17 protein-coding genes are annotated in these 19978 nt (G+C 68.4%); 9 read left to right on the top strand and 8 right to left on the bottom strand.

Annotated features, from left to right (window positions below):
• Positions 1 to 7: 7 nt before the first annotated feature.
• Complete coding sequence (locus E0H73_RS23800) at positions 8 to 2167, bottom strand: glycosyl hydrolase family 28-related protein (RefSeq protein WP_131360174.1); 2160 nt, start codon at positions 2165 to 2167, stop codon at positions 8 to 10.
• Between the two features lie 170 nt (positions 2168 to 2337).
• Between E0H73_RS23800 and E0H73_RS23795 the strand changes: the two genes are divergently transcribed.
• The 7 genes from E0H73_RS23795 (at position 2338) to E0H73_RS23765 (ending at position 9875) form a co-directional block, all read left to right on the top strand.
• On the top strand, positions 2338 to 3363 hold the full coding sequence (locus E0H73_RS23795; RefSeq protein ID WP_131360172.1) for a LacI family DNA-binding transcriptional regulator: 1026 nt from the start codon (positions 2338 to 2340) through the stop codon (positions 3361 to 3363).
• A complete protein-coding gene (locus tag E0H73_RS23790) occupies positions 3363 to 4958 on the top strand; it encodes an FAD-dependent oxidoreductase (RefSeq protein ID WP_131360170.1) in 1596 nt (531 codons plus the stop codon). The genes E0H73_RS23795 and E0H73_RS23790 overlap by 1 nt, the downstream gene beginning before the upstream one ends.
• A 27-nt stretch (positions 4959 to 4985) precedes the next feature.
• Entirely contained in the window at positions 4986 to 6230 is a 1245-nt protein-coding gene (locus E0H73_RS23785) for an ABC transporter substrate-binding protein (protein WP_131360168.1), read from the top strand.
• Positions 6227 to 7165: a carbohydrate ABC transporter permease gene (locus E0H73_RS23780; protein WP_131360166.1), complete on the top strand. Its 939-nt coding sequence runs from the start codon at positions 6227 to 6229 to the stop codon at positions 7163 to 7165. Before E0H73_RS23785 ends, E0H73_RS23780 begins: the two co-directional genes overlap by 4 nt.
• A 7-nt stretch (positions 7166 to 7172) precedes the next feature.
• Positions 7173 to 8003 carry a carbohydrate ABC transporter permease gene (locus tag E0H73_RS23775; RefSeq protein WP_202867527.1) on the top strand — a complete coding sequence of 277 codons (831 nt, stop codon included), beginning with the start codon at positions 7173 to 7175 and terminating at the stop codon, positions 8001 to 8003.
• 72 nt (positions 8004 to 8075) lie between these two features.
• Positions 8076 to 8930, top strand: coding sequence for an alpha/beta hydrolase (locus tag E0H73_RS23770; protein WP_131360162.1), 855 nt, complete (start codon positions 8076 to 8078; stop codon positions 8928 to 8930).
• 12 nt (positions 8931 to 8942) lie between these two features.
• Entirely contained in the window at positions 8943 to 9875 is a 933-nt protein-coding gene (locus E0H73_RS23765) for an aminoglycoside phosphotransferase family protein (protein WP_131360160.1), read from the top strand.
• 124 nt (positions 9876 to 9999) lie between these two features.
• On the opposite strand, the gene hemB is transcribed toward E0H73_RS23765, so the two are convergent.
• The 7 genes from hemB to E0H73_RS23730 all read right to left on the bottom strand — a co-directional run bounded on the left by hemB (position 10000) and on the right by E0H73_RS23730 (position 17535).
• Complete coding sequence (hemB, locus tag E0H73_RS23760; RefSeq protein ID WP_131360158.1) at positions 10000 to 10986, bottom strand: porphobilinogen synthase; 987 nt, start codon at positions 10984 to 10986, stop codon at positions 10000 to 10002.
• A 4-nt stretch (positions 10987 to 10990) separates the two neighbouring features.
• On the bottom strand, positions 10991 to 12661 hold the full coding sequence (locus tag E0H73_RS23755; protein ID WP_131360156.1) for a bifunctional uroporphyrinogen-III C-methyltransferase/uroporphyrinogen-III synthase: 1671 nt from the start codon (positions 12659 to 12661) through the stop codon (positions 10991 to 10993).
• Between the two features lie 89 nt (positions 12662 to 12750).
• Positions 12751 to 13632 carry a hydroxymethylbilane synthase gene (gene hemC, locus E0H73_RS23750; protein ID WP_131360154.1) on the bottom strand — a complete coding sequence of 294 codons (882 nt, stop codon included), beginning with the start codon at positions 13630 to 13632 and terminating at the stop codon, positions 12751 to 12753.
• Positions 13629 to 14912: a glutamyl-tRNA reductase gene (locus E0H73_RS23745; RefSeq protein WP_131360152.1), complete on the bottom strand. Its 1284-nt coding sequence runs from the start codon at positions 14910 to 14912 to the stop codon at positions 13629 to 13631. The genes hemC and E0H73_RS23745 overlap by 4 nt, the downstream gene beginning before the upstream one ends.
• Positions 14913 to 14985: 73 nt before the next feature.
• On the bottom strand, positions 14986 to 15741 hold the full coding sequence (locus tag E0H73_RS23740; protein WP_131360150.1) for a redox-sensing transcriptional repressor Rex: 756 nt from the start codon (positions 15739 to 15741) through the stop codon (positions 14986 to 14988).
• A gap of 109 nt (positions 15742 to 15850) precedes the next feature.
• Positions 15851 to 16087 carry a glutaredoxin family protein gene (locus E0H73_RS23735; RefSeq protein ID WP_131360148.1) on the bottom strand — a complete coding sequence of 79 codons (237 nt, stop codon included), beginning with the start codon at positions 16085 to 16087 and terminating at the stop codon, positions 15851 to 15853.
• Positions 16084 to 17535: a class I adenylate-forming enzyme family protein gene (locus E0H73_RS23730; protein ID WP_131360146.1), complete on the bottom strand. Its 1452-nt coding sequence runs from the start codon at positions 17533 to 17535 to the stop codon at positions 16084 to 16086. The genes E0H73_RS23735 and E0H73_RS23730 overlap by 4 nt, the downstream gene beginning before the upstream one ends.
• 366 nt (positions 17536 to 17901) lie before the next feature.
• On the opposite strand from E0H73_RS23730, the gene E0H73_RS23725 reads away from it, so the two are divergent.
• Both E0H73_RS23725 and E0H73_RS23720 read left to right on the top strand, forming a co-directional pair.
• On the top strand, positions 17902 to 18474 hold the full coding sequence (locus E0H73_RS23725) for a sigma-70 family RNA polymerase sigma factor (protein WP_238162892.1): 573 nt from the start codon (positions 17902 to 17904) through the stop codon (positions 18472 to 18474).
• 209 nt (positions 18475 to 18683) lie between these two features.
• The gene (locus tag E0H73_RS23720) at positions 18684 to 19766 is read left to right on the top strand and encodes a DUF5667 domain-containing protein (protein ID WP_238164189.1); all 1083 of its coding nucleotides are present in this window, start codon (positions 18684 to 18686) and stop codon (positions 19764 to 19766) included.
• Positions 19767 to 19978: the final 212 nt, after the last annotated feature.

The raw sequence follows: 19978 nt of genomic DNA, 5'->3' as shown, positions 1-19978 counted from the left end.
CGCCGGGTCATCGGATTTCCAGGAGGGTGAATTCTGGGTCGGGGATGGTGCGGGTGGTGCGGATGTCGGCGGCCGAGGCGGCCCACTGGGTGAACTCGGGGGTTTTGTCGCGGTAGCCGCGGTTGCCTCGGAAGGTGATGTCGCGGCACTGGTTGAGGCCGACGCCGTACGGAGAAGGGCCGAGGACCGTGGCGACGCGGAAGAGGACCGAGTTGGCGAAGAGCAGGTCGTGGCAGTGGTCGAGTTCCACGGCCTGGGACTGCCAGCCGTAGATGTGGTCCTCGGTCTGCAGGCCGAAGAACCGCCAGCCGGACACGTGCCGGAGGACGACCTCGCGGTACTGGTGGTGTTCGATCGAGAGCTCGTACGCCGACGTCGGGACGCTCGACGACTCGATCAGGAGTCCGTTGTCAGCCCAGCCGGCCGCGCTCCAGATGTTCGACAGGACACCTCCGCCACCGCGGACCCAGACGCCGTACTTGTGCTTGCCCTTGTACGTGTAGCCGGGATCACCACTGGCGACGTCGTCGGGATGCCACTTCACGAACTGGGTGGTGATGTCGGCCAGGTAGGACCCACGCCCCGACCGCCAACTGATGTTCACCGAACCCGGCGTGTTCTGGGCGGTGTCCAGCCCCAGACCGTGCACGATGTTGCGCCCGCCGGCCGGAGTCTCGACCAACGCCCGCGGCCGCTCGGGATCACCGAAGTACGCCGTAGCGTCCGGTGTGCGTAGCCAAGTCTGACGGGGATGCAGACCGATCAGGTTGGAGTTCTTCCGCAGTCGCAACATCCCGCCGAGCACGTACGCACCGATCGGCACGAAGACGGTCTCATGCCGATCCACGGCCGCCTGGAAGACAGCGAGATCGTCAGCGCCCGAGCCGACCGTTCGCCCCATCCGCGCAGCCACGTCAGTGATGCTGACCCACGTGGACACCGGCGGAAGATCGGGTACGTCGGGCTCCAGCAACTCACCGATCCGGGTATCGCGGGACCCGAGCGACACCACGACACCGTCAGCACGCGCTTCGCGCGACGACAGTCCGCGCGTGATCCGCAGGCCGTAGGTGAGCTCTCGGACGACGCCGTCCCGGGCAGGGGTACGGCGGCCGCTCTGAGCCAGCGTGAGCAGGGTCGGCGTACTGCGGACGACGCTGTCGATCAGGTTGACCTGGTTGCTGTTCCGGATCCGTGGATCGGTGGCCCCGGGCAACTGATCGCTGTCGTTCATGACGATGCCCTCGGCAACTTCGTCGAGCACGCAGTTCTCCAGGTAGAGATGGAGGAACTGACCGGGCACGCACTCGACGCCACGCGGAGCGCCGCCCAGGACAGTGCGAACGAGCACCAGCTTCGCGTCGTTGTTTGCCCGGATCGCGGTCTCACGCTGTCCGGTGAAGCGGCAGTCCAGCACGGTGGTCGGCCACCCGGCCGAGGCGGCGTACGCGTTGAAGCCGACCGCGCCGCCGCGGACGCGGACCCGCTGGATCAGGTTCGCGTTGTGGTCGATCCCAGCAAAGCCGCCGCCGACGTCGAGATCGAGATCCTGCAGGACGCACAACTGCGCGCCGCCGAACCGGACCGCGATCGCCTGCGGGTTGCCGGCGCCGATCGTGACGTCCAGATTGATCAGCCCGGAGCCGAAGGTGTCGTTGTTCGCGTAGGTGATCGGCCCGCCGACCGGCCGGCGCCGGAACGAGAACACGTCGCGCGGCGTGGTCCCGGCGTACCCGGGGCTGTTCTCCGCCAGCACGAACCGCGGGCGGTTCCGGCCGAAGCCGATGATGCGCACGGAGTCGTGTACGTCGATCGGCGCGGACAGGCGGTAGGTGCCGGGCGGGACGAGGACGATGCCGCCACCGTCGCCGAGCGGGAAGTCGCGGCCACCGCCGAGGATGTCGCCGAGCCGGTTGACGGTCCCGCGCCTGGACGCCTCGTCGACCGCCGCCTGCAGAGCGGCCGTCACGTCGCCGGACACCTCGAAGCCAGGTGATCCGAGCACGACCGCGGTCGGATCGGGTGGGCAGGCGTCGTACGCCGACCGAAAGCTGATCGGGTCACGGTCGACGCCGGCCGACCTCGCGGACGCCGGCCGGGAGATGAGCACGACCGGGCTTGCGACGGCTGCGGCGGCCAGACCGGTGAAGTGGCGACGACTCAGCATGGAGACCTCCTCGCGATGAGCGGACTGCCGTGAGTGTTCTTCGCCGCCGTACCGCTGGTCAAGATCCCGGTAATGATAATTCGCATTATCAGCACGATCCGGCTCTTGACGACGATTCGGAGACTGCTCTACGGTTCACGGCAATGCGTATTACTGCGAAGGATTGATCGATGCCGGACAAGGCGACCACCCGACTCACCCAGCGCGACATCGCGCGGCTGGCCAAGGTCAGCCAAACCACGGTGTCACTGGTGCTGAACAACCGCAGCGACGCCACCGCGCGGATCCCGGCCGAGACCCGCGACCGGGTCCTCAAGGTGATCCGCGAGACCGGCTACCAGGCGGATCCGCTGGCCCGCCGGATGCTGAAGCAGCGCAACCAGATCCTCGGCGTGTTCACCTACGAGTCGGTGTTCCCGAGTGCGAGCGGCGACTTCTACCACCCGTTCCTGGCCGGCATCGAGGACTGCGCGGAGCAACTGGGCTTGGACCTGCTGCTGTTCACCAGCGCCCCGGTGACGTCCGGACGACGGCAGATCTTCCATGAGAACAACCGGCTCCGGATCGCCGACGGCTGTCTGCTCCTCGGTCGTCAGATCCCGTCCGACGAGCTGGCCCGGCTGATCGCGGAGGAGTATCCGTTCGTCTCCGTCGGCCGCCGCGACGACGCCGGTGGCCCGGTCCCGTACGTCGGGGCCGACTACGTCGAGGCCACGCGGGTCGTGGTGGAGCAGGCGCTGGCGCTCGGGCACCGGCGCATCGCCTTCGCCGGGCCTGGGGCCGGTGCCGAGTCCTCGGCCGACAGGCTGCTCGGCTTCCGGGCGGCCGCTGGCACACGTGTGCCGTGGCTGCCGGGAGCCGATCCCGATGCGCTGCTCGACGCTCTGCTCGAGCGGAAGGTCACCGCGGTCTTCGTGGAGGAGCGGGCCGATGCAGTCGCCCTGCATGCGACCGCGACCGCGCGAGGCGTCCGGGTCCCGGCCGACCTGTCCGTCATCGCACTCGGTGACTCGACCCGGCCGGCCGAGAGCGACATCGACTTCACCGGCTTCCACGTACCGCGGCGGGCGATGGGCCTGCAGGCGGTCGAGTTGCTGGAGGCCATCCTCAGCGGCACCGCCACCGAGCGCCAACTGCTGCTCCCCTGCGAGCTGACCGACGGCACCACCCTCACTCCACCCAGCAAAGGGGTCTGATGCATACAGATGTTCTCGTGGTCGGCGGCGGGCTCGGCGGAGTCGCCGCAGCCTTGGCCGCGCTGCGCGCCGGTCGCTCGGTCGTCCTGACCGAGGAGTTCGACTGGCTCGGCGGGCAGTCGACCAGTCAGGCCGTCCCGCCGGACGAGCACAGCTGGGTCGAGCAGTTCGGCGTCACGGCGTCGTACCGGGCTCTGCGGGAAGGCATCCGCGACTACTACCGCCGCCACTATCCGCTGACGTCGGCGTCCCGCGCGGATGTTCATCTCAACCCTGGCGCGGGGTACGTGTCGAAGCTCTGTCACGAGCCGCGGGTTGCGCTGGCGGTGCTGGAGGCGATGCTCGCGCCGTACCGGGCGAGTGGGCGGTTGCAGGTCTTGCAGCCGTATCGCCCGGTCGCCGCTGACACCGACGGCGATCGCGTGACCGCGGTGACCGTGCAGCATCGCGTCGGCGATGAGCAGGTCACTGTGACGGCGCCGTACATCCTGGACGCGACGGAGACCGGGGAGTTGCTGCCGCTGACCGGGACGGAGTACGTCACCGGGTTCGAGGCACAGAGCGAGACCGGTGAGCCGAGCGCGCCGGCGGAGGCGCAGCCGCTCAACATGCAGGCGGTGTCGTACTGCTTCGCAATCGACCACGTCGACGGTGATCACCTCGGCGACAAGCCGGCCAACTATTCGTTCTGGCGGAACTATCAGCCCTCGTTCTGGGGTGATCGGCTGCTGTCCTGGACGGCGCCGAATCCGCGCACGCTGGAGAGCTCGCGGCGTACGTTCACGCCGAACCCCGATGACGACCCGCTGGCTGTGGTCGCGGATCAGCGCCGGACCGGCGGCGACACGAATCTCTGGACCTTCCGCCGGATCGCGGCCCGCCGGCACTTCGTTCCCGGTGCGTACGACAGCGACATCTGCTTGGTGAACTGGCCGATGATCGACTACTTCGAGGGTCCGGTCATCGACGTACCGGACGCGGCGAAGCATCTGGCCGCGGCCAAGGAGTTGTCGCACGCCGTCCTCTACTGGCTGCAGACCGAGGCGCCGCGGTCCGATGGTGGCGCCGGCTTCCGGGGGCTGCGGTTGCGGGGCGATCTGCTCGGATCCACGGACGGCCTGGCCCAGGCGCCATACATCCGGGAGTCCCGGCGGATCAAGGCGGAGTACACGATCGTCGAACAGGACCTGTCGGCTGCGATCCGCGGCGACCGCGGCGCGGCCGAGTACGACGACAGCGTCGGGATCGGGATGTACCGGATCGACCTGCACCCGTCGACCGGCGGGGACAACTACATCGACGTGGCCAGCAGCCCGTTCCGGATCCCGCTCGGCGCGCTGATCCCGCAACGCGTCGAGAACCTGCTGCCGGCGAACAAGAACCTCGGCACCACCCACATCACCAACGGCTGCTACCGGTTGCACCCGGTCGAGTGGAACGTCGGCGAGGCCGCCGGCCTGCTCGCAGCCTTCTGCCTGGACCGCGACGTCAGCCCGCGCGCGGTCCGCGGCACTCCCGCCCTGCTCGGCCAGTTCCAGGACCGGCTGATTGCCCAGGGCATCGAACTCGACTGGCCGGCCATCACAGGCTACTGAGTACCGGCTACTGATGGAGGACACCTGATGAAGACGCTGACTGCGGCACTGTCCGCCGCGGCCCTGCTGGCGTTGGCCGGCTGTGGTGGTGGCGGGTCCGGCTCGGCCGACGAGGGACCGGTCGACCTGCGGATGACGATCTGGAGCGCGAACGCCAAGCACCTGGCGCTGTTCGACCAGATCGCGGCCGACTACAAGAAGGATCATCCCGAGGTCGGAAAGATCACCTTCGAGCCGATCCCGTTCGACAGCTACACGACCACGCTGACGACCCAGATCGGCGGCGGCAACGTACCGGATCTGGCCTGGATCTTCGAGAGCAGTGCGCCCGACTTCGTCAGCTCGGGCGCGCTCGAGCCGATCGACAAGGACGCCGACCTGGTGCCCAGTACGACGGCCAACTGGGAGAAGGACGGCAAGCTGTACGCCTACCCGTTCTCCACCTCGCCGCTCGGCGTCTTCGTCAACACCGACCTGGTAAAGGCGGCCGGGCGACCGTCGCCGGCCGAGCAGATCGCGGCCGGGACCTGGACCTGGGACGAGGCCGCGAAGACCGCAGCCGCGGTTCAGGCTCGCGGCAAGGGTGGGCTGGTGGTCGGCGACTTCGACTACAAGGGCTGGGACACACTGAACGCGGTCTGGGCCGGCTGGGGCGCGCGGCCGTGGAGCGAGGACGGCAAGACGTGCCAGTTCGACCAGCCGGCGATGGTGGACGCGATGACGTTCCTGCACAAACTGGTCTTCACCGACAAGGGCATGCCGGGTCCGGGCGTGACGAAGGACTTCTTCGCGGGTGACTCCGGGATGATTCTGACCCAGATCAGCCGGGCCGCCCTGCTGGAGAAGGCGAAGTTCACCTGGGACCTGGTCCCGCTGCCCAAGGGTCCGGCGGGTGACTACGCCGTCGTCGGCCAGGCCGGGATCGGAGTGTTCAAGCGCGGCAAGCACGCCGACGCGGCCAAGCAGTTCCTGGCCTACTTCACCAACGCGGAGAACTCGGCCAAGCTCGCGCAGTTCTTCCCGCCGCCTCGGAAGTCGCAGCTGAACGCCGCCACGCTGGGCAAGGCCAATCCCCTGCTCAAACCGGCACAGCTGGACAGTGTCGTTGTCCAGGGCATCGAACGCGGCACGATCAAACCCAGCCACACCGGGTACGCCGAGATCCAGCAGACCGTCCGTGCGTCGCTCGACCCGCTGTGGAAGCCGGACGCGGATGTGAAGTCCGTCCTGGCCGGGGTGTGCTCGAAGATCAACCCGTTGCTGGCGAAATGACCCTGCTCCTGGAGAAGCCGGCCCGGGCGCCGGCGATGACGGACAAAGCGCCGTACTGGACGATGCGGCGGCGTGACGAGTTGGCCGGCTGGCTGATGGTCGCGCCGCAGCTTGCCGGGATCGTTGCCTTCGTCATCGTTCCGCTCGGGCTGGTGGTCTGGTACAGCCTGCACGAGTGGAACGTGCTGGCCGGCTCCTTCACCTTCATCGGAACGGACAACTACGCCGCGCTCGCGGACGACCAGCAGCTCGGGCCGGCGCTCAGGGCAACGGGATTGTTCTCGGCCGGCCTGGTGGTGCTGAACCTCAGCCTGGCGTTGTTCCTGGCTGTCCTGCTCAACCAGAAGCTGCGGGGCACGGTGGTGTTCCGCACGCTGTTCTTCTCGCCGGTCGTGGTGACCCTGGTCGCCTGGACCATCGTCTGGGGATTCCTGCTCCAGGACAACGGCGGTGTGAACGCGTTCCTCGACGTACTCGGGATCGACGGACCGAACTGGCTGCGCTCCGGCGGGACGGCGATGGCATCGGTGATCGTGGTCCAGTTGTTCAAGAACGTCGGTCTCAACATGGTCCTGTTCCTGGCCGCGCTGCAGGGTGTGCCGGCGGAGCTGTACGAGGCGGCGCGGATCGACGGCGCGTCGGCGTGGGCGCGGTTCCACCGGGTGACCGTGCCGTTGATCAGTCCGACGATCCTGCTGACGATGATCCTGACGATCGTCGGCTCACTCCAGGTGTTCGCCCAGATCGCCGTACTGACGCAGGGCGGACCCGGGACGTCGACGACCGTGCTCGTGTACTACCTGTACCAGCAGGCGTTCCAGTTCCACCACTTCGGGTACGGCGCGACGCTCTCGCTGCTGTTGTTCCTGATTGTTCTCGTGCTGACAGTCGTGCAGTGGCGGATGCGCCGGAGGTGGGCCTTCTATGAAAACTAGGCTAGGCATGAGCCCTAAGCTCAAGGTGCTGCTGTACGGCGTACTGCTGGTGTGCTGTGTGCCGTTCGTGTTCCCGATCTGGTGGATGGCGACGACGTCGCTGAAGCCGCTGTCCGAGATCTTCGCGTTCCCGCCGTCGTTGCTGCCGGGGTCGCCGACGCTGGACGCCTATCGGCAGGTGTTCGAGCTGCAACCGTTCGGCCGGCAGTATCTGAACAGTCTCTACATCGCCGTGGTGGTCACGGTCGGGACGCTGGCGGTGTCGGCGCTGGCCGGGTACGCCTTCGCGCGGATCCGGTTCCATGGCGCGGGGATCGTGTTCATGATCGTGCTGACCGGGCTGCTGGTGCCGAACGAGGTGACGATCATCCCCCTGTACCGGATGTTCGACACGCTCGGGCTGGTGGACACGCACTGGCCGCTCATCCTGATCCCGATGCTGGGTGCGCCCAGCGTGCTGGCGACGTTCATCATGCGGCAGTTCTTCATCACACTCCCCGCTGAGCTCGAGGAAGCCGGCCGCGTGGACGGTCTCGGTCGCTTCGGTCTGTTCTGGCGGATCTGTCTTCCGCTCGCCCGCCCGGCCGTCGGAGCGGTCGCCATCTTCACCTTCCTGCACAGCTGGAACCTGTACCTGGAGCCGATCGTCTTCCTGTCCAGCAAGTCCAAGTTCACCATCCCGCAAGCGCTCACGCAGTACGTCGACGCGTACGGCGGCCCGATGTGGAACACCCAGCTCGCTGCCGCGACCCTGTCGGCACTGCCGGTGCTCATCATCTTCGTGCTGGCGCAACGGCAGTTCGTCGAGGGCCTGGCCCAGACCGGCCTGAAGGGCTGATCGCCGCTGCGGCTCGTCCGCTTCTCCGCGCGTAGGGAGTGTGGTCTACTGCGCGAAAGGGGGTGCGGGCGGATGGCCACTGCACGAGAGTTGGGCGAGGTCGAGATCGCGAACACCTCGGGGCGGCCGGTGGTGATGTTCATTCATGGGCTGTGGTTGCTGGCCGGGAGCTGGCAGCGATGGCGGGACAAGTTCGAGGCGGCCGGGTACGCAACGGTGACGCCGGGCTGGCCGGATGATCCGGAGAGCGTCGGCGAGGGGCGGGCGAATCCGGAGAGTTTCGCGGGGAAGTCGGTCGGCGCGGTCACGGAGTACTACGCGGACATCATCTCGCGGCTCGAGCGGAGGCCGGCGATCGTCGGGCACTCGTTCGGCGGCTTGATCACGCAGAAGCTCGCCGGGATGGGCCTCGCGACTGTCTCGGTCCCGATCGACCCGGCGCCGGGGCGCGGCATCCTGCCGTTGCCGCTGTCCGCGCTGCGCGCGTCGTTCCCGGCTCTGCGGAACCCGGCGAACCGGAAGAAGGCCGTGATGCTGACGTATCGCCAGTTCCGGTACGCCTTCGTGAACGCCGTACCGGAGGACGAGGCCCGCAAGCTGTACGACGAGTTCCCGGTGCCGGCGCCTGGGCTGCCGCTCTTCCAGGCCGCGGTCGCCAACTTCAACCCGAACAGCGAGACGACGGTCGACCGAGCCAACCCGAACCGTGGCCCGATGAAGTTCCTCTCCGGCGAGAAGGACCACACCGTCCCCTGGGCCATCATCAACGCGTCGTACCGCAAGCAACTAGCCAACCCCTCCATCACCGAAATAGAAGAACTCCCCACCCGAGGCCACTCCCTGGTCATTGACTCAGGCTGGGAACCCGTGGCTGACACCACCCTCGCGTTCATCCAAAAACACCACACCTCAGGGCAGCTGGGGTGAAGGGGCTCTGACATGACTGGCGCCACGTCAGGTCAGTTCGAGAACCTGATACCAGCATCCCTCGCCGACAGGATCCGGTCGTACCACTCCAGCGGCGCGGCTTGGCTGCAGGAGCTGCCCGACCTGATAGCGAGCTGTGCCGCCACGTGGGGCCTCACGTTGTTTCCCGCCTTCGAGCCAGGTGGAGACACGAGCTGGACGGCGCCGGTGAAGCTGAGCACTGGCGCGATGGCCGTTCTCCAGATCACCGTGCCAATGCCCGTACGCCGTGATCACCTCATTGCACTGCAGGCATGGGCAGGTAGGGGCGCAGTGAAGGTATTCGCTCATGATGCGACGATCCGGGCCACGTTGATCGAGTTGTGTGCCCCAGGCACCGACGCCGCCGACCTGCCTCAAGCCGAGGCAGATGACATCGCCGCCGAAGTCCTGCCGCAGTTGTGGGCGGCCGACCTTCCCGCGTCGATGGATCTGAATACCGTGAACAGCAACGCAGCCGAGCGCGCGAAGCTCATGGAAGCACGTGCCGACCAGTTCGGGGAGGTCGTTGACCCTGGACCGTTCCACGAGGCTGCCAGGCTGTTCACCGCTCTGCCTCGTTCAACGAGTCGTACTGCCCTGCTCCACGGCGACTTCCATCGGCGGAACGTTCTTCTGTCAGAACGTGGTTGGCTCGCAATCGACCCGGCCCCGATGGTGGGCGACCCGTCCTTCGACGTGGCGCGGTTCCTCATGAACGAAATGAATGACGTCGCCACCACACTGCGCGCTGATGCCCTGGCAGACCGGCTCGGCCTTGAACGCGAGGGCACTAGGGCCTGGCTGTTCGCCCTCGCCACGCAGGCCGGGTCCTGGTTCCTGTCCGTCGGAGACAAGCCGGCACACGATGCCTATATCCGCGCCGCGTCGACGCTGCTTTGCCGGACGACATCGCCCGGTGGTTGACCCGTTGATCGTTGCTTGAAGCAACTATCTGGAGCCCGGTTGAAGAGCCGGGCGGGTGGGAGCGCGCGTAGCGGGTGCGACGCAGGAGCGCCGGCGTAGCACGCGTGGGTGAGACTCCAGTAGCTCAGCGGCGGTTCAGTAGGTGTACGGCGTCCGCTGCCCAGTAGGTGAGGATTGTGTCGGCGCCGGCTCGGCGGATTGAGGTCAGGGTCTCCAGGACGGCGGCGTCGCGGTCGATCCAGCCGTTGGCGGCGGCGGCTTCGACCATGGCGTATTCGCCGGAGATGTTGTACGCCGCGACCGGGACGTTCACGTGGTCGCGGACCTGGCGGATGATGTCGAGGTACGCCAGGGCCGGCTTCACCATCACGATGTCGGCGCCTTCGGCGACGTCCAGGTCGACTTCACGCAGAGCGTCGCGGGCGTTCGCGTTGTCCTGCTGATACGTCTTCCGATCGCCCTGCAGCGACGAGTCCACCGCCTCGCGGAACGGGCCGAAGAACGCGGACGCGTACTTCACGGCGTACGCCAGGATGACCGTGTCCAGATACCCGGCCGCGTCGAGCGCCGTACGAACAACCCCGACCTGGCCGTCCATCATCCCGGACGGGCCGACCACATGCGCGCCGGCGGACGCCTGCGCGACACCCATCTCCGCGTAGATCGCAAGCGTCGCGTCGTTGTCCACGCGACCCGAGGAGTCGAGCACGCCGCAGTGCCCGTGTGAGGTGAACTCGTCCAGGCACAGGTCCGACATCACCAGCAACTCGTCGCCGACCTCCGAGACAGCGTCCCGGATCGCGACGTTGAGGATGCCGTCAGGATCCAACGCACCCGACCCGACCTCGTCCTTCACGGCAGGTACGCCGAACAGCATCACGCCGCCGAGCCCGAGCTGGGCCGCCTCGGCGATCGCCTTCCGCGCGGTGTCGCGGGTGTGCTGTACGACGCCCGGCATCGACTTGATCGCGATCGGCTCCCGGGCGCCTTCCCGGATGAACATCGGCAGGATCAGCTGCCGCGGCTCCAGCGTGGTCTCCGCGACCAGCCTGCGCACCGCCGCCGACGACCGAAGCCGTCGCGGCCTGACCTCCGGGAATCCACCAGACACGGACCTAGCTCTTCCTGCGTGAGCCCGAGCGCCGCTCGGACGGGCGGGTGACCGGTTCACCGGCCTCGACCATGGTGTCACGCCGGTCCGCACCGAACCGGGCGAGGGCGTCGGCCAGCTCCTCGGCGGCCGGGGTCTCGGCCATCGCGTCGACCCGCAGGCCGTGCTCTTCGGCCGTCTTCAGCGTCGCCGGGCCGATGACCGCGATCACCGTTGACGCGTGCGGCTTGCCGGCGATGCCGACCAGGTTCCGCACCGTCGACGACGAGGTGAACACGACCGCGTCGAACTTGCCGGACTTGATCGCCTCCCGGGTCGGCGCGGGCGGCGGAGCGGCCCGCACGGTCCGGTACGCCGTGACGTCGTCGACCTCCCAGCCGAGATCGGTCAGACCCGCGACCAGGGTCTCGGTGGCGATGTCCGCACGCGGCAGGAACACCCGGTTGATCGGGTCCAGCACCTCGTCGAACGGCGGCCAGTCCTCGACCAGCCCGGCGGCCGACTGCTCGCCGGAGGGGACCAGGTCGGGACGGATGCCCCAGGCACCGATCGCCTCGGCGGTCTTGTCGCCGACCGCGGCGATCTTCAGGCCGGAGAACGCCCGCGCGTCCAGGCCGTACTCGTCGAACTTCTCCCGGACCGCCTTGACCGCGTTGACCGAGGTGAACGCGACCCACTCGTACCGGCCCTCGACCAGGCCGCGGATCGCCTTGTCCATCTGCTGCGGGTTGCGCGGCGGCTCGACCGAGATCGTCGGGACCTCTTCCGGCATCGCGCCGTAGCGGCGAAGCCGATCCATCAGCGGCCCGGCCTGGTCCTTGGTGCGCGGCACCAGGATCCGCCAGCCGAACAGCGGCTTGGTCTCGAACCAGGACAGCGCCTCGCGCTGCTCGACCACGGCACCGACCACGATCACGGCCTCGCCGGTCACCTTGGCCGCGCGCAGGTCCGCGACGATCGTCTCCAAGGTCCCGACCACACTGGTCTGCGCGGTCGTCGTACCGCCGACGGTCACCGCGACCGGTGTGCTGCCGTCGAAGCCGGACTCGATCAGAGCGGTCACGGTGTCCTTCAGGACGTCCACCGCGTTCAGCAGCACCAGCGTCTGCTTCGGGTGCAGCCGGCCCAGGTCGAACTTGGCCTCGGCCAGGTCGAGCACGGTGACCTCGCGGTCAGCCTTCATCGTCAGCGGGATCCCGGCGTACGTCGGAACGGCGCTGACCTCGCTGACACCCGGGACCACGTTGAAGCTGATACCGGCCTTCCGGCACGCGGACGCCTCCTCGGCTCCGCTGGAGAACGTGAACGGGTCGCCGGTGAGCAGGCGGACCACGTTCGCCGAGGTCTTGGCCGTCTTCACCACCAGGCGGGCCCGGGCGGCGACCTTCAGCGCCCGGCTGCCCTCGGCGCCGGACCCGTCGATCACCTCGACGCCCGGGCGGCAGTACGCCAGGAACGCGTTGTGCTCGGGGCCCTCGACAACGACCGCGTCGGCGTTCGCCAGGACGTCGCGGCCGGCCAGGGTCAGCAGGGACGGGTCACCCGGCCCGACGCCGACGAACGTGACATGGCCGAGTGGTCTGGTCTGCTTGACCGTGCTGGTGGCTGCAGCCTTCGCCGGCACTTTCTGAGGTGTGCTGGATGCTGCGGTGGCCGCTGTCTTCGCGCTGCTCACGTCTGCCTTCGCCCTCGTCCTCGTCCTGCTCGTCTTGTGCGCCGTCTCATGGGCCCCCTTGTGGGCGGCCGTCGTTCCCCGTGCCGGTGTCATGTTCGCTCCAGCAACTCGTTCGCCAGCGCTTTGCCCAGGGCCACCGGATCGTCCACCGGCCCGTTCGCGGAGAGCCGCCGTACGCCGTCGTCCTGGCCGAGCGCGCCCCGCAGCCACAGCTCGGGGCCGTCCTCACCGTCGACCACCTCGGCGAGGGCGCCGACCGGAGCCGTGCAACCCGCCTCGAGCGTGGCCAGCAGTTGCCGTTCCGCCGTGACCGCGGCCCGGGTGGCCGCATCGTCCAGCGGAGCCAGGGCGGCCAGCACCTCGGTGTCGCCCGCCCGGCATTCGATGCCCAGGGCACCTTGTCCCGGTGCGGGCAGGACCTGGATCGGATCCAGGGTCTCGGTCACCTCGGCGAGCCGTCCCAGCCGGGACAACCCTGCCCTCGCGAGGACCACCGCGTCCAATTTGCCTTCGGTGACCATCCCGATCCGGGTGTCCACGTTGCCGCGGATCCCGGTGCATTCGATGCCGAGGCCGAGCGCGTCGAGCTGCGCCACCCGGCGAGCCGCGCCGGTGCCGACAAGTGCACCCGATGGCAGCTCACCCAGGGTCAGCCCGTCGCGGGCGACCAGTACGTCGCGCGGGTCCTCGCGGACCGGGATCGCGCCCATGGCCAGCCCCTCGAGTGGCTGGGTCGGGAGATCCTTCAGCGAGTGCACGGCGATGTCGATCTCGTTGGCCAGCAAGGCGTCGCGCAGTGCGCTGACGAAGATGCCGATGCCGCCGATCTGTTCCACCGGCGCCCTGTTGACGTCCCCGGTCGTGACGATCGGCACCAGCTCGACCTCGTGGCCGAGCTCGCGCAGCCAGTCGGCGACCATGGTTGCCTGTACGGTCGCCAGCGCGGACCGCCGGGTGCCGAGCCTGATCATGCGTGCTCACCTCCGCGCGCCTTCGGCGTGGTCACCGCGTCGACCGTCGCCTGATCGAGGGCGAAGAGTTCACGCAGTGCGTTCGCGTACGTCGGCCCGCCCGGATCAGCGGCGAGCTCCTTCACCCGGACCGTCGGGTTGTGCAGCACCTTGTCGACCACGCGGCGGATCGTCCGGGTGACCTCTTCGCGCTGAACGTCGTCCAGGCCAGGGAGCCTGCGCTCCAGCCGGGCCAGCTCGGAGTCGACCAGCTCCGTCGCCATCGCCCGCAGCGCGACCACCGTCGGCGCGACCGATGCGGCCCGCCGGGTCGCCTCGAACGCCCCGGTCTCCTCGCTGACGATCCGGCGTACCTCGTCGATGTCGGCCTCGCTGCCGCCGGCCGTCCCGGCGATGTCGGCCAGGGTGACCAGCGTGACGCCCGGGATGCGCGCGGCCTCAGGAGCCACGTCCCGCGGCAGAGCGACGTCCAGTACGCCGAACGGCCGTCCGTCCGTCGCGTTCCGGATCATCTCCTCGGTCAGCACAACGCCTCGCGCGCCGGTGCACGACACGACCAGCTCGGCCTCGGCCAGTGCGTCGGGCACGTTCGCGAGCTGGATCGCCGTACCGCCGACGCGCTCGGCCAGCGCGACCGCGCGGTCATAGTTGCGGTTGGCAATGGTCACGCTCTGCGCGCCGTTGTTGAGCAGCGTCTGCGCGGCGAGCGAGGCCATCGAGCCGGCGCCGACGACCAGCGCGCGGCGGCCTTCGAACCCGCCGAGAGCTTCCAGCCCGGCCGACACGACCGACCGACCGGCCGAGTCGATGCCGGTCTCGGCGTGCGCCCGCTTGCCGACCCGCAACGCGTGCTGGAGCAGGGCGTTCAGGTCGGTGCCGATGGTCTCCAGGTCCTGGCCGACGCGCAGCGTTTCCTTCACCTGGCCGAGGATCTGGCTCTCGCCGACGACCATCGAGTCCAGCCCGACCGCTACCTGGAACAGGTGGGCGACGGCACCTTCCTCGAAGTGCACGTAGAGGTGCTCGGCCAGGTCCAGCAGCGGTACGCCGGTGACGTCGGACAGGATCGCGGTGACCTCGTCCATGCCCGCGTGGAAGCGGTCGACGGTCGCGTAGACCTCGGTCCGGTTGCAGGTGGCGATCACCGCGGACTCGGCGACGGCCGGGGTGTTCTTGACCGCCAGGGCCAGCTTGGTCGCCGCGTCCGGATCGAGCGCCACGCGCTCGAGGACGTTGATGTCAGCTGAGCGGTGGCTGATACCGACGACCAGATAGCTCATCCTCGTCCTCGCTTCGCTGCGGGCGCGGATGAGCTCGAGCTGCTGAGCTTATTGGTGAACTCGCTCCGCTCGTTCACGCGCCGACACCCCCGCCCACGCTCGGAAGATCCGTCAGGCCGTTCATCGCTGGTAGCTCGGGCACCTGGGGGAGCGCCGCCTCTCCGGACTTTCGTTGTTCGTGGTACGCCAGGATCTGCAACTCGATCGAGAGGTCCACCTTGCGGATGTCGACACCGGTGGGCACGGACAGCACCACCGGCGCGAAGTTCAGGATGCTGGTCACTCCGGCGGCGACCAACCGGTCGCAGACGCCCTGGGCCGGGCCGGCGGGAGTGGTGATGACGCCGATCGAGACCCGGTCGGCCTTGACGATGTCCTCCAGTTCGGCGAAGTCGCGGACCTCCATGTCGCCGATCCGCTCGCCGATCAGGTTCGGGTCGGCGTCGAGCAGCGCCACGATGCGGAACCCGCGGGTGCCGAAACCGGAGTAGTTCGCCAGCGCGTGGCCCAGGTTTCCGATCCCGACGATGACCACGGCCCAGTCCTGGGTGACGCCGATCTCACGGGCGATCTGGTAGCGGAGGTACTCGACGTCGTACCCGACGCCGCGGGTGCCGTACGAGCCCAGGTAGGACAGATCCTTGCGCAGCTTGGCCGAGTTGACTCCGGCGGCGGTGGCCAGGTCCTCACTCGAGGCGGTCGCGATCCCGCTGTCCGACAGTGCGGTCAGCGCCCGGAGGTAGACCGGCAAGCGCGCGACAGTCGCCTCGGGGATCCCGCGTTCGGTTCTCGTCGGCGGGCCCGGTCGACGGCTGCTGGCACGCGTCACAATTCTCCTGGGAACGGTTGCTCGGCCGCGGTCTGACGGCCGGCGGCCCGTTCCTTACTCTAGGAGCTTGTGAACGTGAGAACAAAATCGGCGAGAGTGACCCAGCGCACTATGCCGTGAGGGCCTTGCGGAGGCGGGCCGGGTCGACGCGCCAGAAGTCGTGCTGCTTGCCGTCGACGAAGGTGACCGGGATCTGTTCGCCGTACTCCGTGAACAGGCGGTCGTCCTGGGTGATGTCGACCTCGGTCCACTCCACCCCGAGCTCGGCGCAGACCGCGCGGACGATCTCGCGGGCGTCGTCACACAGGTGACAGCCGGGCTTCCCGAACAGTGTGACCCTGCTCATCGATCGCCCTCCCGCAGCCGGCCCTTCGCGACCTTGCCGGTGACCGAGTGCGGCAGATGGTCGACCACCTCGATCTCGACCGGGCACTTGAACCTGGCCAGCCGCGTCCCGGCGTACTCCAGGACCTCGGCGGTGTCCACGGTCGCGCCGGTCTGCGGTACGACGAACGCCTTCACCGCTTCGCCGGTCTCCTCGGACGGTACGCCGATGACCGCGGCCTCACGGACGCCGGGCGCACCGACCAGCACCTCCTCGACCTCGCTCGGGAAGACGTTGAAGCCGGACACGATGACCAGCTCGCGGAGCCGGTCGACCAGGAACAGGTCGCCGTCGGCGTCCAGGAACCCGACGTCGCCGGTGCGGTACCAACCCTCGCGGTCCGGGCCTTCGACACCGTCCGGCCAGTAGCCGGAGAACAGGTTGCCACCGCGGATCACGATCTCGCCGGGGTCGTCGCCCTCGACGTCCTCGCCCTGCTCGTCGGCGATCCGGAGCTCGACGTTCGGCAGCGGACGGCCGACCGAGCCGGGCTTCGGCTCGCTCTCCCCCAGCGTGGTGGTGACACCGGGCGAAGCCTCGGTCAGGCCGTAGCCCTGGTGCACGAACTTGCCGGTCTCACGCTCGAACCGGTCTGCCATCTCGCGGTCCAGGGTGGACGCGCCGGTCAGCACGACCTTGATCGTCTTCAGCGCGTCCCGCAGATCCGACCGGGCCAGCAGGGCATTCAGTGCCGGGGGCGCGAGCGGCAGCCGCGTCACGCCGTACTTGCCGATCAGGTCGAGCGTGTGCGCGGAGTCGAACCGCTGGTCGATCACGAGCGCGGCGCCGGTGGCGACAGCCCAGCCCAGTACGGCGTTCAAACCGAACGCGTGGAACATCGGCAGGACCCCGAGGACGACGTCCTCCGGACCCATCCGGTCCTCGCCGAGCTCGGAAAGATTCTTGACGTTCGCAGCCAGTGCCCGATGGCTGAGCATTGCCGCCCGCGGATCGCCACTGGTTCCAGACGTGTACAGCAGGACCGCGAGTGTCTCAGGGTCGATCGACGGAAGTAACGGAGCGTCACCCTGGAGCTCGCCCGGACGCACCGTCCGGACCCCCTCACCGACCTTCGCCGCGAGGTCGCTGTCGGTGACCGCGAGCCGGGCTCCGGAGTGCTTCAGGACGGCCCCGATCTCGGGCTCGGTGAGCCCGGTGTTCAGCGGTACGGCGACCAGCCCGGCGCGGAGAATCCCCAAGTAGGACGCGACGAACTCGATGCTGTTGGCCATCAGCAGGACGACCCGGTACCCAGGCACCAGGCCGGCCGCGGCGAACCCCTGCGCGGTCGCGTCGACGACGTTGTCGAGTTCGCGCCAGGTCAGCCGCCGGTCCCCGTCGACCAGCGCCAGACGTTCACCGTGACGTTGCGCTGTGTCACGAAGAATGTCAGCGAAATTGAAGTTCACCAGGCGAGTCTGCCATGTCGCCGGGGCGCGCTTCCGGCACGGTTGGAGCGTTCGGCTCGCTCGGAACGGTTGCAGCAGAGCGTGACGGGCGATATACAGGTGAACTCGTGGGCGAGCTTCTGCTGAACCTCACACTGCAGAAACCGTCCGGCCGGGGTCCTATGCGCAATTACCCCCGGCAGCAGGCTGCGCCGTTGTCCGGTGCCGGCCCGCTGGCGCATTCGTGACGACTCGGACCGGACGGAAGGCGGCACGCCTCAGGCTGTTGACAGCGAGTGCTTGAGGCATAACGCTCAGTGCTGCCTCAAGCCGCTGTGGCCATTCGCGGATGTGTCAGAAGACGTGTCAGTTGAACGGGGAGAAATCTTGACGACGCCGGAGCCAAGCCCGGACGGGATGAGACGTGCGGAGCTCGTCGATCGCGCCCAGGCCGGGGACGTCGGTGCCTTCGGTGAGCTGTACGACGAGTACTCGCTCACCGTCTATCGCTACATCTACGCACGGGTGTCGTCCTCGGCACTCGCCGAGGACCTGACCAGCGAGACGTTCGTCCGGGCGCTGCGCGCACTGGACTCGTTCCGCTGGCAGGGCCGGGACTTCGGCGCCTGGCTGGTGACGATCGCCCGGAACCTGATCACCGACCACTACAAGTCCGGCCGGGTCCGGCTCGAGGTGGTCACGGACGAGATCGAGACGCACGACCGGCAGACCGAGGGGCCGGAGGTCGACGTACTGGCCGCCGCCACCGCCGAGGTGCTGCGGGACGCCGTCGCGGCCTTGCCCGAGGAGCAGCGCGACTGCCTGACGATGCGATTCTTCGCCGGATTGTCGATCGCGGAAACGGCCAAGGCGCTGGAGAAGTCCGAAGGCGCCGTCAAGCAACTGCAACTGAGGGCCGTACGGCACTTGGCGAAGGTTATCCCCAAGGACTTGAGGTGAGGAGGATGACAACGAATGTCTTTCGTAACCCGTCAGCGAGTTTCCTCGTTCTCCTTCGTGAGGACCTGTCGGTGACCCCGACTGGCCATTGAGGAGAACGAGAACACATGAGTGACCTACACAGGGCTCGAGCGCGCGCGGAGTCATTCGCGCACGCCGTCGATCACGGGCCCCGTCACTCTTCGCGACTGAGCGATGACCCGGAGCTTGTGGAGGCTGTGGAGCTGGTCGGACGGCTGAGGACCGCCGGCGCAGTGGCACCGCGTCCGGAGTTCAGTGCCGAGCTACGGCACCGCCTGATGGAACAGGCGGCTGCCCGCGCGGCGACGACTCCGATGGTGGTGCACAGCACTCCTGACGGTCCGGACGACCCGCCGACCCGCGAGGACGTCGACGCGTCCGTGACACCTATCCGCCATCGTCACGGCCGGCGCATCCGGCTCGTGGCCAGTACCGCCGCGCTGGTCCTGCTCGGAGGTGGCATCGGTTCCGCCGCCGCCGCTCAGCAGGCGATGCCCGGCGACACCTTGTACGGGATGAAGCGCAGCATCGAGAACGTGGCCACCAACGTGGGCGTCGGGGACGACTCCCGCGGCCGGCGCGATCTCGAGCACGCGATGACCCGACTGTCCGAGGTCCGCGCGCTGGCCGAGCACGGCGGCGACGTGGGCACGATCAACGGCACTCTGGACGACTTCTCGGCGCAGGCACGCAAAGGCGTGTCCCGCCTGGTCGCGTCGTACCAGCAGGACGGCGACGAGGGTTCGATCACGGCGATCACCACCTTCATCACGAACGCCCGCCAGGCTCTTGGTGAGCTCGCGCCGAAACTGCCCCCGGAGTCGCTGAAGTCCGCCGTGGAGGCGCTGGCCACCATCGAGCAACTGGCCCAGCACACCACGGCCGCCTGCCCGAAGTGCGACCAGCCGAAGCCGGCCAAGGGCACCCAGCCTGCCGGTCCGAGCGTGGGCACCGAGCCGAGCAATCCGTCCAACGGATCGCCCAACTCGAAGGCGTCCACCGCGCCGGCACCCGGTGCGTCCACGCAGCCGAGTGGGTCGCCGACCAAGCTGCCGAACACGACGATCGTCGAGGAGTCCAACACTCCCCCGCCGAGCCTGAAGACGCCGCCGAAGCCGAACACCCCGAACTCGTCGACGACCCCCACGGTCCTCCCGAGCCTCCCGACGCCAGGCACACCGTCGTGGCCCTGGCCCTTCCCGACCCTCAGCATTCCGACTCTCATCAATCTCCCCGGCGTCATCCAGACCCTGCTCCCACCCTGGAAGTAGGCCCAGAAGTAGGCACAGACGCACAGAAGCCCGGCACACACGATGTGCCGGGCTTCTTCCATTCACAACCGAGCACCTCCCGGCGAATGCACACGCCCTCAGCCACGCAACCCGCCGTACTCCCAGCACCACCCCGCCCGCGCCCCACCCCACCCCACTCCCGGCTCGGCGTTCGAGGGGAGATCCGTTCGTGTGATGGGTTCTCTGCTCTT

Source organism: Kribbella pittospori, assembly GCF_004331465.1.
In the GTDB taxonomy this organism is placed as follows: domain Bacteria; phylum Actinomycetota; class Actinomycetes; order Propionibacteriales; family Kribbellaceae; genus Kribbella; species Kribbella pittospori.
This window is presented reverse-complemented; position numbering and strand designations above follow the sequence as displayed.